The organism is Kitasatospora sp. MAP5-34, from assembly GCF_029894335.1.
In the GTDB taxonomy this organism is placed as follows: domain Bacteria; phylum Actinomycetota; class Actinomycetes; order Streptomycetales; family Streptomycetaceae; genus Kitasatospora.
This window is the reverse complement of the sequence record NZ_JARXZC010000003.1, coordinates 102,670-118,115: the sequence shown is the minus strand read 5'-3', so window position 1 is coordinate 118,115 and position 15,446 is coordinate 102,670. Positions and strand designations below refer to the sequence as shown.

15 protein-coding genes and 1 pseudogene are annotated in these 15,446 nt (G+C 70.9%); 8 read left to right on the top strand and 8 right to left on the bottom strand.

What is annotated here, in order from left to right:
* Positions 1-81 precede the first annotated feature (81 nt).
* Entirely contained in the window at positions 82-1,542 is a 1,461-nt protein-coding gene (locus P3T29_RS04160) for a catalase (RefSeq protein ID WP_280714875.1), read from the top strand.
* A 141-nt stretch (positions 1,543-1,683) separates the two neighbouring features.
* On the opposite strand, the gene P3T29_RS04155 is transcribed toward P3T29_RS04160, so the two are convergent.
* Both P3T29_RS04155 and P3T29_RS04150 read right to left on the bottom strand, forming a co-directional pair.
* The gene (locus P3T29_RS04155) at positions 1,684-2,277 is read right to left on the bottom strand and encodes a DinB family protein (RefSeq protein WP_280714874.1); all 594 of its coding nucleotides are present in this window, start codon (positions 2,275-2,277) and stop codon (positions 1,684-1,686) included.
* A gap of 279 nt (positions 2,278-2,556) precedes the next feature.
* Positions 2,557-3,516, bottom strand: a complete 960-nt coding sequence (locus P3T29_RS04150) for a chlorophyllase (protein WP_280714873.1) — start codon at positions 3,514-3,516, stop codon at positions 2,557-2,559.
* 164 nt (positions 3,517-3,680) lie between these two features.
* On the opposite strand from P3T29_RS04150, the gene P3T29_RS04145 reads away from it, so the two are divergent.
* The 7 genes from P3T29_RS04145 to P3T29_RS04115 all read left to right on the top strand — a co-directional run bounded on the left by P3T29_RS04145 (position 3,681) and on the right by P3T29_RS04115 (position 10,879).
* Positions 3,681-4,277, top strand: a complete 597-nt coding sequence (locus tag P3T29_RS04145; protein ID WP_280714872.1) for a TetR/AcrR family transcriptional regulator — start codon at positions 3,681-3,683, stop codon at positions 4,275-4,277.
* A 266-nt stretch (positions 4,278-4,543) separates the two neighbouring features.
* On the top strand, positions 4,544-5,323 hold the full coding sequence (locus P3T29_RS04140; protein WP_280714871.1) for an IclR family transcriptional regulator C-terminal domain-containing protein: 780 nt from the start codon (positions 4,544-4,546) through the stop codon (positions 5,321-5,323).
* A gap of 82 nt (positions 5,324-5,405) precedes the next feature.
* The gene (locus tag P3T29_RS04135) at positions 5,406-6,074 is read left to right on the top strand and encodes a hypothetical protein (RefSeq protein WP_280714870.1); all 669 of its coding nucleotides are present in this window, start codon (positions 5,406-5,408) and stop codon (positions 6,072-6,074) included.
* 244 nt (positions 6,075-6,318) lie between these two features.
* Positions 6,319-7,218, top strand: coding sequence for a metal-dependent hydrolase (locus tag P3T29_RS04130; RefSeq protein WP_280714869.1), 900 nt, complete (start codon positions 6,319-6,321; stop codon positions 7,216-7,218).
* Positions 7,219-7,233: 15 nt separating this feature from the next.
* Positions 7,234-8,316: a PDR/VanB family oxidoreductase gene (locus tag P3T29_RS04125; RefSeq protein WP_280714868.1), complete on the top strand. Its 1,083-nt coding sequence runs from the start codon at positions 7,234-7,236 to the stop codon at positions 8,314-8,316.
* 11 nt (positions 8,317-8,327) lie between these two features.
* Positions 8,328-9,164, top strand: coding sequence for a M24 family metallopeptidase (locus P3T29_RS04120; protein ID WP_280714867.1), 837 nt, complete (start codon positions 8,328-8,330; stop codon positions 9,162-9,164).
* On the top strand, positions 9,161-10,879 hold the full coding sequence (locus P3T29_RS04115) for an SDR family oxidoreductase (protein ID WP_280714866.1): 1,719 nt from the start codon (positions 9,161-9,163) through the stop codon (positions 10,877-10,879). Before P3T29_RS04120 ends, P3T29_RS04115 begins: the two co-directional genes overlap by 4 nt.
* Before the next feature lie 128 nt (positions 10,880-11,007).
* Here the strand turns inward: P3T29_RS04115 and P3T29_RS04110 are convergent.
* The 6 genes and pseudogenes from P3T29_RS04110 to P3T29_RS04085 form a co-directional block, all read right to left on the bottom strand.
* Positions 11,008-11,251 (bottom strand): annotated as a pseudogene (locus tag P3T29_RS04110) (flavoprotein); the annotation flags it as partial.
* Between the two features lie 3 nt (positions 11,252-11,254).
* Complete coding sequence (locus P3T29_RS04105; RefSeq protein ID WP_280714865.1) at positions 11,255-11,707, bottom strand: universal stress protein; 453 nt, start codon at positions 11,705-11,707, stop codon at positions 11,255-11,257.
* A 162-nt stretch (positions 11,708-11,869) separates the two neighbouring features.
* Positions 11,870-12,082, bottom strand: a complete 213-nt coding sequence (locus tag P3T29_RS04100; RefSeq protein WP_280714864.1) for a CopG family transcriptional regulator — start codon at positions 12,080-12,082, stop codon at positions 11,870-11,872.
* Between the two features lie 95 nt (positions 12,083-12,177).
* Complete coding sequence (locus P3T29_RS04095) at positions 12,178-12,471, bottom strand: hypothetical protein (RefSeq protein WP_280714863.1); 294 nt, start codon at positions 12,469-12,471, stop codon at positions 12,178-12,180.
* A 91-nt stretch (positions 12,472-12,562) separates the two neighbouring features.
* On the bottom strand, positions 12,563-13,774 hold the full coding sequence (locus tag P3T29_RS04090) for an XdhC family protein (RefSeq protein WP_280714862.1): 1,212 nt from the start codon (positions 13,772-13,774) through the stop codon (positions 12,563-12,565).
* Positions 13,775-13,847: 73 nt separating this feature from the next.
* The gene (locus P3T29_RS04085; RefSeq protein WP_280714861.1) at positions 13,848-15,341 is read right to left on the bottom strand and encodes an NCS2 family permease; all 1,494 of its coding nucleotides are present in this window, start codon (positions 15,339-15,341) and stop codon (positions 13,848-13,850) included.
* Positions 15,342-15,446 lie beyond the last annotated feature (105 nt).

The window sequence follows — 15,446 nt, the reverse complement described above, 5'->3', positions numbered from 1 at the left end:
CGGACGCCGCTCCTTCATCCGCCCCCCGATTGCCGGTCGCTCTGAACCACTTCTCCCGCACCGATCCAAGAAGGACCCCCAATGTCCAAGATCCTGACCACGGAGTCCGGCGCCCCGATCGCCGACAACCAGAACTCGGCCTCGGCCGGCGAGTACGGTCCGCTGCTCATCCAGGACCAGCAGCTCCTCGAGAAGCTCGCCCGCTTCAACCGCGAGCGCATCCCGGAGCGCGTCGTGCACGCCCGTGGCTCCGGCGCGTACGGCTACTTCGAGGTCACCGACGAGGTCTCGCAGTTCAGCCGGGCCGACTTCCTGTCCTCCGTGGGCAAGCGGACCGAGGTCTTCCTCCGCTTCTCGACTGTGGCGGGCAACCTGGGCTCGAGCGACGCGGTGCGTGACCCCCGCGGCTTCGCGCTGAAGTTCTACACCGAAGAGGGCAACTACGACCTCGTCGGCAACAACACCCCGGTGTTCTTCATCAAGGACCCGATCAAGTTCCCCGACTTCATCCACTCGCAGAAGCGCGACCCGTACACCGGCATCCAGGAAGCCGACAACGTGTGGGACTTCTGGGCGCACTCGCCCGCGTCGACCCACCAGATCACCTGGCTGTTCGGCGACCGTGGCATCCCGGCCTCGTACCGGCACATGAACGGCTACGGCTCGCACACCTACCAGTGGGTCAACGAGTCCGGCGACGCGTTCTGGGTGAAGTACCACTTCAAGACCAACCAGGGCATCCGCTCGCTCGACGGCGACCAGGCCGCCGAGGTGGTCGGCGGCGACGCCGACAGCCACCAGCGTGACCTGCACCAGGCCATCGAGCGGGGGGTGTTCCCGTCCTGGACGCTGTACGTCCAGCTGATGCCGGTCGCCGAGGCGGCGGACTACCGCTTCAACCCGTTCGACCTCACCAAGGTGTGGCCGCACGCGGACTACCCGCTGCAGAAGGTCGGCCGCCTGGTTCTGAACAAGAACCCGGAGAACGTCTTCGCCGAGGTCGAGCAGTCCGCCTTCTCGCCGAACAACTTCGTGCCCGGCATCGGCCCGTCCCCGGACAAGATGCTCCAGGGCCGCCTGTTCGCCTACGCGGACGCCCAGCGCTACCGCCTCGGTGTCAACCACACCCTGCTCGCCGTCAACGCCCCCAAGGCGACCGAGGCGAACAACTACGGCCGCGACGGCCTCTCGGCGATCAACAAGTCCGGCCGTGGCAAGAACTACGAGCCCAACTCGTACGACGGCCCCGCCCAGACCGACAGCGCCCTGGCCGCGCCGGTGGCCCTGAACGGCCACACCGGCACGTACACCACCCCGGCCCACACCAAGGACGACGATTTCTTCCAGGCGGGCGAGCTGTTCCGCCTGATGTCGGCCGGTGAGCAGGAGCGCCTGATCAACAACATCGCGGGCTTCCTCGCCCAGGTCACCCGCGACGACATCGTCGAGAAGAACCTCGCCCACTTCCACGCGGCCGACGAGAACTACGGCGCCCGTCTGGAAGCCGCCGTCGCCAAGCTCCGTGCCGGCGACGAGGGCTGAGACCGAACCACCTGACCAACCCTCACCGATCTCCCCGGCCCACCCCCGGGGTGACCGGTCCGGGCCTCTCCCCCCAGGGCAGCGGGGGGAGAGGCCCGTTCGTTTCACGATCACCGGGCGAGATCGTCGACCCGAACGAACTCAGCTCGGCTTGGCCTGGGCCTCCTTGGCGGACGCCTCCAGCCTGTTCCAGTACTCCTGGTACCAGGCCTCGTCGCCGCCATCCATGTTGCTGTTGGTCTCCCGCATGCCGGCCTTGCCGTCGATCAGCTCGCGGACGATGTCGGCGTGGCCGGCGTGACGGTTCGTCTCGGCCGTCACATGCAGCATGATCCGCTGAAGCGTCACGCCGCCGTTGTCGCCCCACCACGCGACGTGGCCCATCGCATCGAGCGGCAGCGCCTCGATCGTCGCGTCCGCGTGCGCCCAGGCGCGGTAGTAGAGGCCGAGGATGTCCTCGCGCGACTCGTCGGCGGGTGCCCACATGTCCGAGTTGGGCTCGGAGTCCTCCTCGTGCCAGGGGAGGGATTCGTTGTGCGGGCGGCCGAAAGTCGGGCCGAAGTACCCGAGCTCGACGCTGGCGAGGTGCTTGACGAGGCCGAGGAGGTTGGTGCCGGTCGGCGTCAGGGGGCGGCGGCTGTCGTACTCGGACAATCCGTCCAGCTTCCAGACGATGGCTTCGCGGGCCGCCTTGAGGTAGCGGTGCAGGTCGTCCTTAGGATCATTGGGCTTCATGGGGCCGAGTCTCGCATCGCCTGCCGACAGCGGTCGCGTGGGTTTCCCGGTGGCTCAGAAGGCATCAGTCGGCGACTGGGCCGTCCACGCCGCGAAGCGGCGGGGCTTGCCGAGTGATCAGTACCTGGACACGATCACCAGAGCGGTCCGGCCCCAGGCCGAGGGAGCTGTGGCCGACCGCCCTGCCGGCCGAGGCCGCGCCCATCGCGTTCGTCGGAGTCGGGACGTACGAGGAGACTGCGGCGCAGCCCGACGAGTGGCGGACCCTGCCGGTCGGTCTTACTTGGATTCGACCCGTCCGAGCGGGTCGGGTCCGGCCGTCAGCGCGTCACATGCCGCCTGCCAGGCGGGATCCCCGGGGTAGAGCTCGGTGCGGAGGTAGGCCCAGGTGAGCCGCTGGACCGCCGCGACCCGCTCGGGGTTCTCGTCCGTGGTCTCGGCGACGTCGTAGCCGGAGATGCCGCCGAGCCCGTGTTCCGCGTCGAACAGGGTGAGCAGCGACTTGGGGCCCGGGGAGAGGACGTACGGATCGGCGTGCCAGTCCGTGCCACGGACCGTCAGGTGGGTGGAGGCGTCCTTGTCACCGGCGACCACGAGCGTGGGCGTCGTCATCCCGGAGAAGTCCGTGGTCCGGAGGAAGGGGAGACTCTCGGCCACGGACTCGGTGAGGGCGTCGCCGCCTCGGCCGGGCGCGGCGAGCAGTACACCCGCCTTGATCCGGGGATCGGCCAGGTTCACCTCCGTTCCGTCGTGCGGATCGGTGAGCCGGGCGCCCAGCAGCAGGCTCGCGGTGTGCCCGCCCATCGAGTGCCCGGCTACGGCGACCCGGCTTCGGTCCAGGCGCCCGAGGAGCTGCGGGACGGCGGCCTCGATCGCGTCGAACCGGTCGAGGATGCGCAGTATGTCCTCGGCTCGCGATCGCCAGTACAGCGGCGCCCCAGGGGTGTTGGGATCCAGGCTCAGCGTCCTCGAGCTCAGGTGAGTGGGCTGGATCACGACGAAGCCGTGCGCTGCCCAGAAGTTGGCGAGGGGGGCGTAGCCGTTCAGCGAGGAGAGGTTGTTCGAGTAGCCCTGGCCGTGCGAGAGCAGGATGACCGGCAGGTCGCTCCCGGTCACGGGCGCGGAGACCCGCACCTCCAGGTCCACGGCTCGGCCCGGAGCCGGCAGCACCACCGGACTGACCGAGAGGACGGGGGTGGGCGGGCCGAAGGTGCCGGCTCGGTAGGTCGATTCACTCATGATGCGGATGTCCCTTCAACGGCCTCTGCTGCCGGTCTCATTCGGCCGGCGGCGGGCGAGGGGTCAGGAGTGTCCGTTTCAGCTAAGCTGCAAGCGGAGCGTCGTTCCGATTAATATACGGAGCGCTGTTCCGCTTTGTCAACGGCCGTCGGAAGGAGAGCGTGGTGCCCACTGCAAGCCCCTCCGGGGAGGTGCCGGCCCGGAGCAAGCGGGCTGACGCGTTGCGCAACCAGCAGACGCTGCTCGACGCGGCCGCCGCAGTGTTCGTCACCTCCGGCGTCGACGCGCCGATCCGTGAGATCGCGGCCAGGGCGGGCGTAGGGATGGGGACGATCTACCGCCACTTCCCGACTCGGGCGGATCTCGTCGTCGCCGTCTACCGCCACCAGGTCGAGGCCTGCGCCGAGGCCGGCCCGAGCCTGCTGGCCGGCGCCGGCTCTCCGTTCGCGGCGCTCCGTCAGTGGGCCGACCTCTTCGTCGATTTCCTGGTCACCAAGCACGGGCTCGCCAACGCGATGCAGTCGGACAGCAGCGGGTTCGAGGCGCTGCACACCTACTTCCTCGACCGCCTGGTGCCCGTCTGCGCGCAGTTGCTCGACGCCGCAGTCGACGCCGGTGAGATCAGGCCCGGCACGCAGGCGTACGAGCTGATGCGCGGCATCGGCAACCTCTGCGTCGGACGTGACGGCGACCCGCGCTACGACCCCCGCCGACTGGTCGAAGTGCTCCTTCGGGGACTACGGGGACCGCAGTCGTCCTGATGCCGACGACGGGCGACGGCAGGCGGGTTCGGATCCTTGCGCCTCCGACGGGACGGCTGCCGTGGGCCCGTGCGCGTCGGCACCTGGCCCGGGGTGCGCGTCAGGTGCTTGGAGTGACCTGCCCCCTATGTGGCATATGCCAACCGAGCAGTACTCACCACCTGCGGCAATATCCTGCGAGCGGGGCGTGCTTGGGCCGTACGGTGGATACTCTGAGGGTTGTCACAGCCTCGCCCACGGGCCGGGACACTACGGAAGGGGTCGCCATGTCGGCACAGAGCCGGGACCGTCAGGCCATGCTCGCCGAGGGTGGTCGGGGCCCGTTCGCGACCTTGCAGCGAGCACTCCGGGTGCTGGAGGCGGTGGACCGCCACCCCGCCGGGGCGAACCTGGCCGGTCTGTCGCGTGAGCTGTCGCTCCCGCTGGCCGCCGTGCAGTCGCTGGTCGAGGCGCTGGAGACCGAGGGTTACCTGCTCTGCCAGGATGGCGACTGGGTGCTCGGCGGCGCCTTCTCCCTGCTCGGCCAGCGCAACCGTGAGCAGCTGCTGCGGGCCAGGCTGGACCAGCAGTTGATCGAACTGCGCGACGAACTCGGCGCCGCCGTCTACTTCAGCCGCTACCACGACGGCGAACTCTCGGTGGAGGCGGTCGCGTCGGCGGAGCACGCCCCGGCGGTGGAGGAGTGGGTCGACTTCCGGGCCACGGCGCACGCCAGCGCGATCGGCAAGTGCCTGCTCAGCCAGCTCGACCACGACGGCCGCCGCGACCACCTCTCCCGGCACCCGATAGCCCGCCTCACCTCACGGACCATCACCGACCCCGAGCAGCTGATGCACCGCCTGGAGCGCCAGCCCGCCACCGTTCCCGTCCTGGACATCCAGGAGTACGCCCTCGGTACGGTCTGCGCCGCCGTCCCGGTCACGGCGGGCCGCACGGTCGGTTGCCTGGCCGCCTCGATGCCCGTCGACAACGTGCACCGCCTCCGCGCCGCCGCCGAACTCCTCGCCGAGCGGGCGGCCCCGCTGATGCTCGCGATGGCTGTCTGACCGGGTACCCGGGCTTCTCCGCCGGGTCACGGGCGGTCAGACTGGCGCGGACAGTCGGTCGAGCGAGTGGTAGGACCAGCCCGTGGCCCGGATCAGCAGTAGCAGCAGTATCAGCAGCAGTGGTTCGACCGGTGCCCGCGAGCCGGGCCCGAGCGTGCGGAGCCGCCCGGCTCGGTGGGTCACCGCACTGACCGCGACCGGCGCCCCGCTCGTGTTGGCCGGGCTGTCGGTGCTGGCTACCAACCCGGACTACCAGGCCCTCGGGCTGATCCTCGGGGTGCTGGTGCTGATCGCAGCGCTGGTGGCGGTGCTCATGTGGTGCCGGACGTGGTGGCTGTTGATGCCGGCCGTCGTCACCGGGATCGCGGTGCTGGTCATCGCCGGGCCGACCTTCCAGACCCAGGTGATGGCCCACAGCGGCGTGCGGACCGAAGCGGTGGTCACTGCTGTCCACAGCGTCAAGGGCAAGAAGGGGAACCTGATCTGGACCTGCGACATCCGCCGGTACGACGGTAGGCCACTGCCGCACGCCGAGCTGACCGGCGGTGATTGCTGGGGGCCGACGCAGGTCGGCGACCGGGAGACCGTCGTGGTGGACCCGTCCGGCTGGCTGCCGCCGGTGTCGAGCGACTGGGACTTCTCCGGTGCCGGTGTCGAGACCACGATCGCGGGCGTCCTGACCGCCCTGTTCGCCCTGTGTATCGCCGCAGCCGGCCGGCGAGGGGTCCGCGAGGCGCGGAAGCCCGCGTAGTCGGAAGCCCGCGTAGTCGTGGGCGCGAGGAGTCAGCAGGGGCGCGCGTAGTCGGCGGGGGCGCGAGGAGCGGTCAGGGGGTGTGAGGCTCCGCCTGATCATCTGTGTGCGCGCAGCGGGAGGCTGCTGACGGACCGCTTATTAGACTCGATGTTGATAAGAACGGTCGAAACCCTTGTCGTGCGCACTACCCACGAGTAGGTTGCGGTTGTCACGCCGCCACCAGCAGGTCAGGAGGCTCCCCATGCCCCGCGCCACCGAGCCCACCAGCGTCCACGACAGCCTTGTGCTGGAGCCCCGGGACGTCCGTTTCGACTGGTCGCGGCTGCCGCTGCACTGGATTCCCGACGAGCCGATGGCCACCCACACCATCAACGTGCTGCACCTGCTGCTGCCCGAGGGGGAGCGCTGGTTCGTCCGCCTCTTCAAGGAGGCGCTGCCGATGATCACGGACGAGCAGCTCCGCGAGGAGGTGCTCGGCTTCATCGGGCAGGAGGCCATCCACGCCGAGGCCCACCAGGAGGTGCTGGAGCACCTGCTCGCCCAGGGCCTCGACCCGCGCCCGTACGTCCGGCAGACCAGCTGGCTGTTCCAGCGGGTCCTCGGCGACAAGCCGAACCTGACACCGGCGCAGCGGCGCGAGCACATCATCGAGCGGGTGGCCTCCGTCGCGGCCGTCGAGCACTTCACCGCGTTCCTCGGCGACTGGGCGCTCAACTCCCCGGGCCTGGACCGGGCCAAGGCCGACCCGACGATGCTCGACCTGCTCCGCTGGCACGGCGCCGAGGAGGTCGAACATCGCAGCGTGGCCTACGACTTGATGGTCCACCTCGACCCCGGGTACCTCCGCCGGGTGCGGGGCATGGCGGTCGCCGGGCCGCTGCTGGTCCACCTCTGGGTACGCGGGGTCCGCTTCCTGCTGGCCGCCGACCCCACCCTGGAAGGGCGGGTCAAGCCCACCTGGCGGGAGGCCCAACTGATCGGCCGCCGTGGGTTGCTGCCGCAGCCCGGCCGGATGGCCCGCTCGGCGGCCCGCTACTTCCGTCCCGGGTACCACCCGACCCAGGAGGGCTCGTCCAGCCAGGCTCTCAGCTACCTCGCCACCTCCCCGGCTGCCCGCGCCGCCACCACCACGTCGCACTGATCCGGAGCCGTACGGATGGACCTCACCACCCCACCCCCCGACCTCTACGGGCGCCCCGGCCCCGACCCGTTCATGCGGCGGGTCACGGCCTTCGGGGACTGGTACCCCAAGGTCATGGGCAGACCGCTGCTGCGCCGCCGCCCGGGCCTGCCCGCACCGCGCCCGACCCCGCCACTCCAACTCGCCGTCAGCGGCCACCGTTTGATCGCCACCGACGTGGTCGAGCTGCGCCTCGCCGCCCCCTCCGGCGGCCCGCTGCCCGCCTGGCAGCCCGGTGCCCGGCTGCTGCTGACCCTCCCCTCCGGCCGCGAGCGGCACTACTCGCTCTGCGGCGACCCCGCCGACCCCGCCGGCGCCGACACGTACCGGATCGCGGTCCGGCGGATCGCGGACGGCGGGGGAGGCTCGCGCGAGATCCACGACGACCTGCACGTCGGCGCCCGGCTCACCGCCCGCCGCCCGCGCAACGGCTTCGCCTTCTGCGGCGAACCGGCCGTCCTGCTGCTGGCCGGCGGCATCGGCATCACCCCGCTGCTCCCGATGGCCCGCGAGGCTCAACGCCGGGGCCTCGACTGGCACTTGATACATGCCGGGCGCAGCGCCGACTCGATGCCCTTCGGCGATGAGCTGCGCGCCCTGGACCCGAAGCGGGTGACCTTCCTGACCGGCGTGCCGAGCGCCGCCGACCTGCTCGCCCGCGCCCCCAAGGGCGCCGCCGTCTACTGCTGCGGCCCGGCCCCGATGCTCGCCGTCGTGCAGTCCGCGTTCGACGCCTCGCCGGCCAGGGCGCTGCACTTCGAACGCTTCGGCGCCGCACCGATCCTGGGCGGCAGGCCCTTCGCCGTCCAGCTCGGCGCGGACGGGCCCCGGCTCGAAGTCCCCGCCGAACGCTCCGCGTTGGACGTGCTGCGCGAGGCGCGTCCCGAACTGCCGTACTCCTGCCACCAGGGCTTCTGCGGCACCTGCCGGGTGCAGCTGCGCTCCGGCACCCCCGAGCACCGCGACCGCCGTCTCACCGAGGAGGAACGCGCCGCCGGAGCTCTGCTGCCCTGCGTCTCGCGCGCCCCTGAGGGCGAGACACTGGTCCTCGACCTGTGAGGAGCCCCGCCGTGACGCCCGAGTTCGGTTACACCCCGCACGACCTCGACCGCTTCCGGGAGACCCAGCAGCTCGCGTACGCCTGCGCCGAACAGGTGGCCGCCTGGATCGAACCGGGGGTGACGGAGCGTCAGGCCACTGCCAAGCTGCGCCGCTGCCTGGTCGCGGCGGGCGTGCAGGACTTCTTCCATGTCCCGTTCGCCTGGTTCGGCGACCGGACGGCCTTCCGGCACTTCCACACCCCGCTGCAGTTCTTCGCGGGCGGCCGGAAGCTCGAAGAGGGTATGCCGTACGTCCTGGACTGCGCGCCCGTCGTCGACGGCTACACCGCCGACATCGGGTACGGCGGCAAGGTCGGCGACAACCCGGTCTGGGACCGGCTCGCCGCCGATCTGCAGGTGTACCGCGAGCTGATCCTCCGTGAGGTGCGGGCCCGGAAGCCGCTGAACGAGGTGTACGCCGCCGTCGACGCCCAGATCGCCGCGCACGGCTACGACAACCGCCACCAGGTCTACCCGGGCCGGGTGATCGGCCACCAGGTGACCAGGACGACCGCGCGCGGCCCGGCCGGGGTCAACCTGTTCGGCTTCGGCGTCCGTACGCTGCAGACCCTCGGCCGCGAGCTGATCAGCGAGCGGTTGCACGGCCGCTCGCCGCTCTGGGCGGACGGGCGCTCGTCCCACCACGCGCCGACGCCCGGGCTGTGGGCGGTCGAGCCGCACATCGGCTTCCGGGACGTGGGTATCAAGTTCGAGGAGCTGTTGGTGGTCACCGACGACGATGCCTACTGGCTCGACGACGACCTGCCGCACGTACGCCGCTGGAGCACCCTGGAGGAAGCCCGATGACGATCCGCCGCAGTACCGTTCACTCCGGCGGGTTGCCGCTCGCGGTGTTCGAAGAGGGCGACCCGGCCAACCCGACCGTCCTACTGGTGCACGGCTACCCGGACACCCACGTGGTCTGGGACGACGTCGCCGCCGAGCTCGCGGTCGACCACCACGTGGTTCGGTACGACGTCCGGGGCGCGGGCGCGTCCGGTGTGCCGGCCACCCGCGACGGGTACCGGCTGGAGCTGCTGGGGGCCGACCTGTTCGCCGTCGCGGACGCCGTCAGCCCGGGCCGGCCGGTGCACGTGGTGGCGCACGACTGGGGTTCGGTGCAGTCCTGGGAGGCCGTCACCGAGCCCGGCGCGGAGCGACGGCTCGCCTCGTTCACGTCCATGTCCGGGCCCTCGCTGGACCACCTCGGCTTCTGGCTGCGGCACCGGCTGCGCCGGCCGACGCCCAAGCACCTGAAGCAACTCGCCGTCCAGGGCGCCCACTCCTGGTACATCACCGCCTTCCACCTGCCTGTGCTCGCCCCCGCGACCTGGCGCCTCTGGCTGGCCCGCGCCTGGCCGCGCGTGCTGCGCGACCTGGAGGGCGTCAACCCGCGCCCCGGCCACCCGCAGCCGACTCTGAAGCAGGACGCGGTACGCGGCATCGAGCTGTACCGGGCCAACATGCGGCCGACCGTGCGGCACCCGCGCGAGCGGCCGACCGAGGTGCCCGTCCAGCTGATCACGCTCGCCCACGACCACTACGTCAACGAGTTCCTCTCCGACGGCCTGGAACGCTGGGTGCCCAGGCTCACCCGGCGCACGCTCAATGCCACCCACTGGTCCGCGCTACTGGAGAAGGGGCCCGTGGTGGCCGAGCTGGTCCGCGAATTCACCTCCCGCGTCGACGCCGGGCAGCCCCAATCCCCGCCGGACTCCGGCCAGTTGGTGGTCATCACCGGTGCCGGCAGCGGTATCGGCCGGGCCACCGCGCTCGCCTTCGCCGAACAGGGCGCCCGGGTCGTCATCGGCGACCGCGACCTCCCGGCCGCCGAGCGCACCGCCGAACTCTGCACCCTGGTCGGCGGACGGGCGTACGCGTACGCGCTGGACGTCAGCGACGGCGCCGCGTTCGACGCCTTCGCCCAGCAGGTCGCTGCCGAGCACGGCGTCCCGGACGTCCTGGTCAACAACGCGGGGGTCGGCCATTCCGGAACGTTCCTGCAGACCACCGAGAAGGAGTGGCAGCGCGTCCTGGACGTCAACCTCTGGGGCGTCATCCATGGCTGTCGGGCCTTCGGCACCATGATGGCCGAACGCGGCGAGGGCGGACACATCGTCAACCTCGCCTCGGCCGCCGCCTACCTGCCGTCCAAGCTGCTCGCCGCGTACGCGACCAGCAAGGCCGCCGTCCTGATGCTCTCCGACTGCCTGCGCGCCGAACTGGCCCCGACCGGCATCGGCGTCTCGGCGATCTGCCCCGGCATCGTCAACACCAACATCACCCGCACCACCACCTTCTCCGGCCTCACCGCAGCCCAGCAGTCGGCCAAACAGAAGAAGGTCTCCAAGCTCTACGCCCGTCGAGGCTTCCCACCCGAGAAGGTCGCCACCGAAATCCTCCGCGCCGTCCGCACCGGCAAACCGTTCGTCCCCGTCACCTTCGAGGCCAAGGCCGCCCGCCTCCTCGGCCGCCTCTCCCCGGCCCTCCTCCGCCTCGCCGCCCGCCTCGACGTGGGGTGAGGCAGCGGTCCCGACCGGGCCTGCGATATCGGATACGTTCGACTCCGACGTCGCAGGCCCGTAGTGATCGGGAGGCTCCGAGACGGCTTCTACCGTAAGGTCCGGCGTCGGTGCGTACCGAGTCGGGCTTACTGGCCTGTCGTGCCCAGCTTCATGAGTGGGCGGAGCAGGTCGAGGACGTGGGTCCAGTTGTAGTTGTCACGGCCTCCGCCGGCCTTGGGTTTGTGGGGTACGTAGTCGCCGATCAGGACGCCCATCGAGCGGAGCCGCGCCAGGCTCTCGTTGTACGCCGGGTGCGCCGCCTGGGCTGGATTTGACGTACGGCTGGACGGCGGTCGGGATGCCGAGTCCGTACGCCTCGCAGAGGATGCCGGGTTAGGGCACCACAGTCACCGGCCAGCGCCCCGCGCGCACCAGCCGCACCGCCAGTGAGCCCACCAGCCGGTGCCCCAGGTGCTCGGAGGCGCCGACCACCAGGGCGTCCGCCCGAACCTCCTCGGCGAATCTGGTGATCTCGGTGTACGGGTCGCCGGTGCGGGTGGTCAAGGTGAGCTCCACCCCGCGCTGCCGCGCCAGCTCGACCAGCCGGCGTAGATCCTCGGCGGTCGCCTCCGTAGCCTCCCGCGACGCCACGACGCCCGCCGCGCTGACGCCAGCCAGCGTGCCGACGCTCTCCACATAGATCGCCAGCAGCCGACTGCCCTGGCGCCGGGCCAACCCACCCGCGTAGGCGGCGGCACGCAGCGAGGTCAGCGATCCATCGATGGCGGCCACGATGGTCGCCGGGCCGTCCGTACCGAGTTCGAAAGGGTTCTCAGAAGCCGACATAAGCCCTATTCTCCAGCCCCCGCGACGGGTTCACCAGGCGATCCGCCCCGCGCCGGCCTGAGCCGCTCGGCCATCAGCCGCCCCATCCGCGCGAAGCCGGGCCGGCCGGGTGGGCGTTGTCGAGGGCGGCGAGCAGCCCGGAGGTATCGGCGGCCGCGATTATCACTCGTGGGCGTCGGTCTTGCTCCGGGAATCTCCCTGGGCGGGGTAGGTGGTGCTGAAGAAGGGTTCGTCCCAGGTCCGGTTGGCCATAGCGGCCAGGTGGATGGCCTCACGGATGATCTCGGCCTCCGTGATGCCTCGCCGCGCGGCGGCTTCCTTGATGACGGCGAGATCCTCGGACTCGGCGTAGACCGTGGTGCGCTTCAGAACCACGTGTGTATGGTGCCGCACGCCTACCTGGTTGGCGTGTCGGAGCGTGGTGGTCGTCGGCTTCGGGGTGAAGCTCGCGCTCGCCGACTGACCGTCAGCTACCGCCCCAACCGGGCGAGGCCGGCGCGGAGTTCGTCGGCGTTCATGCAGGGAGTCATCGTCACGTCGGCGTTGAGGGCCAGCCAGGCCGGTTCGGCGGTGGGGACGATCGCCGCCTCGTCGGGCAGGTCCACCACCAGGAGGGCGCAGCGGCGGCCCATCCGGGGGAAGAAGTAGGCGGCCTCGGGCTTGAGCGCCTCCAGCATCTTGCCCATGCTGGTTTCGAGCGTGCCGTCGGTGATGGCCTGGTTCGCGGTCGCGGTGTCCAGCTCGATCTCGATCAGGGTGCGCATGGTCGTCGCACCACCTTTCCGGGGAGCGTACAGGGGCCGTTCCGGTCCCTTTACCCCAGCCTCCCGCCGCCCGCCACCGCCCGCAATCCGGTCAGGCGGCGTGCGACTTCGCCACAGGAGCCTCCGGCGTCGCGGGCTCGTCCACCCGGCTGAGGTCGTGGTGGATCGGGCCCTGGCCGGCCGACAGCGGGAGGCAGCTGCCGCCCCGGCGGTGGGCGACGATCTCGGCGGCGACGGAGACTGCGGTCTCCTCGGGGGTGCGGGCGCCGATGTCCAGGCCGATGGGGGAGCGCAGCCGGGAGATCTCGGCGTCGGTGAGGCCGACCTCGCGCAGGCGGGCGTTGCGGTCGCGGTGGGTGCGGCGGGAGCCCATCGCGCCGACGTAGCCGACCGGGAGGCGCAGGGCGCGCTCCAGCAGCGGGATGTCGAACTTGGCGTCGTGGGTGAGCACGCACAGCACCGTCCGGCCGTCGATCCCGGCTTTCCCGTCCGGCAGCGCCAGCTGGGAGTCCAGGTACCGGTGCGGCCAGTCGACCACGACCTCGTCGGCGTCCGGGAAGCGCCGTGCGGTGGCGAAGACCGGGCGGGCGTCGCAGACGGTGACGCGGTAGCCGAGGAACTTGCCGATCCGGACCACGGCGGCGGCGAAGTCGATCGCACCGAAGACGATCATGCGGGGCGCGGGGACGTACGACTCGACGAAGAAGGTGACGGTGCCCTGGCCGGCCTCGTCGCAGGGCCGCCCGTCCAGGCCGAGGACGAGTCGGCCGGTGCGGCCGGCGTCCAGCAAGGCCCGGGCCTCGGCGACGGCGGCGCGCTCCAGGGCGCCCGTCGTCGTGGGAGCGGGGGAGAGCGAGCCGTGGTGGCTGTCGGCGGTGACGGCGACGGTGGCCCCGAGCAGTCCGGCGCGGCCGTCGATGACCCGGGCGAGGGCGACGGGGGTGCCGGAGGCGATGTAGGTGATCCCGGCGTCGAGCGCGGGGTCGGCGCCCGGGGTGATCGGCTGGACGAAGACGTCGAGGATGCCGCCGCAGGTCAGACCCACCGCGAAGGCGTCCTCGTCGCTGTAGCCGAAACGTTCCAGCACCGACTGCCCGGAGCTGATGGCCTCCTGGCACAGCTCGTACACCGCGCCCTCGACGCACCCGCCGGACACCGAGCCGATCGCCTCGCCGGCCGAGTCCACGGCGAGTGCGGCCCCCGGGTCGCGTGGTGCGCTGCCGGAGACGCCGACGACAGTCGCGACCGCGAAGGAGCGCCCGGACGAGTGCCAGGCGTGAAGCTGCTCGGCGATGTCCTGCATTGTCGGGTGCTCCTTACGGGCTTGTGTAGGGGGTGTACCCCGGTGCGGCCAGGCCGCACCGGGGTGGGTGGCGTCAGTGGACGCCGAGCAGTTCCTTGACCGGCGTGAGCGCGAAGTAGACCACGAAGACCACGCTCAGGATCCACATCAGCGGGCCGGGCTCGCGCCACTTTCCGGTGCCCGCCTTGATGACGGTGTAGGAGAGGACACCGGCCGCGACACCGGCGGTGATGCTGTAGGTGAACGGCATCAGGACGCAGGTGAGGAAGGCCGGGATGGCGACCTCGCGGTCCGACCAGTCGATGTGCCGGGCCTGGGCCATCATCATCGAGCCGATCACGACCAGGGCGGCGGACGCCACCTCGACCGGGACGAGTCCGGCGATCGGGGAGAAGAACAGCATCAGGGTGAAGATGCTGCCGGTGACCACCGAGGCGAGGCCGGTCCGGGCGCCGTCGCCGACACCGGTCGCGGACTCGACGAAGACCGTCTGGCCGGAGGCACCGGCCAGGCCGCCGATCGCGCCGCCGGCGCCGTCGACCAGCAGTGCCTTGCTCAGGCCGGGCATCCGGCCCTGCTTGTCGGCGAGACCAGCCTCGGTGCCGACGCCGATGATGGTGGCCATCGCGTCGAAGAAGCCGGCCAGTACCAGGGTGAAGACGGCGACCGAGGCGCTGATGGCGCCCATGCCCTTGCCGCCGAAGGCGCCGAGGATGTCGACGTGGCCGAAGAGGCCGAAGTCGGGGGTGGCGACGGGGCTGCCCGGCCACTTCGGGACGGAGCTGCTCCAGGTGTGTGCGGGCAGGTTGCCCACCGCCTGGACGATGAAGGCGACGACCGTACCGCCGGTGATGCCGAGCAGGATCGCGCCACGGACGTTGCGGGCGAGCAGCACGAAGATCGTCAGCAGCGTCAGGCAGAAGATCAGGACGGGCCAGCCGGCCAGGTTGCCGTCGGGGCCCAGCGATACGGGCGGGCCGAACGGGTCCGAGCCGTGGTGCACGAAGCCGGCCTTGAAAAGGCCGATCAGCGCGATGAAGAGGCCGATGCCGATGGTGATCGCGTGCTTGATCGGCAGCGGTATGCCGTTCATGATCTTCTCGCGGAGACCGGAGACCACCAGCAGCACGATCAGCAGACCGTAGATCACACAGAGACCCATGGCCTGGGCCCAGGTGGTGTGCGGCACGACGATCGCGGACACCGCGCCGGACACCCCGAGCCCTGCGGCGGCGGCCAGCGGCACGTTGCCGACGACGCCGAGCAGGATGGTGGTGACTGCGGCGGCCAGCGCCGTCGCGGTGGTCAGCTCGCCGTGGCTGAGCTTGGCACCGGTGACGTCCGCGCCGTTCAGGATGATCGGGTTGAGCAGGATGATGTACGCCATCGCCATGAAGGTCGTGACGCCACCACGCAGCTCGTTGGCGAAGGTGGAACCGCGCGCAGAGATCTTGAAGTAGGCGTCCAGCGCGTTCTTCGGCTGTACTGCCGCCGTCGGCGTGGGGGCGCCTTCGGTGACGGGTCTGTCGTCTTCAGTGGTGCCGGTCTCCGTAGAAATCCGGGTCATGTCCACTCCCAAGGTTCACAGGGGGTTGGGGTGGGCGAGCCGACCTGATTTGCCGACAAGAGTGGGCACAGGGGGACGAAATCGACTCACGAGGTGCACTCAGAG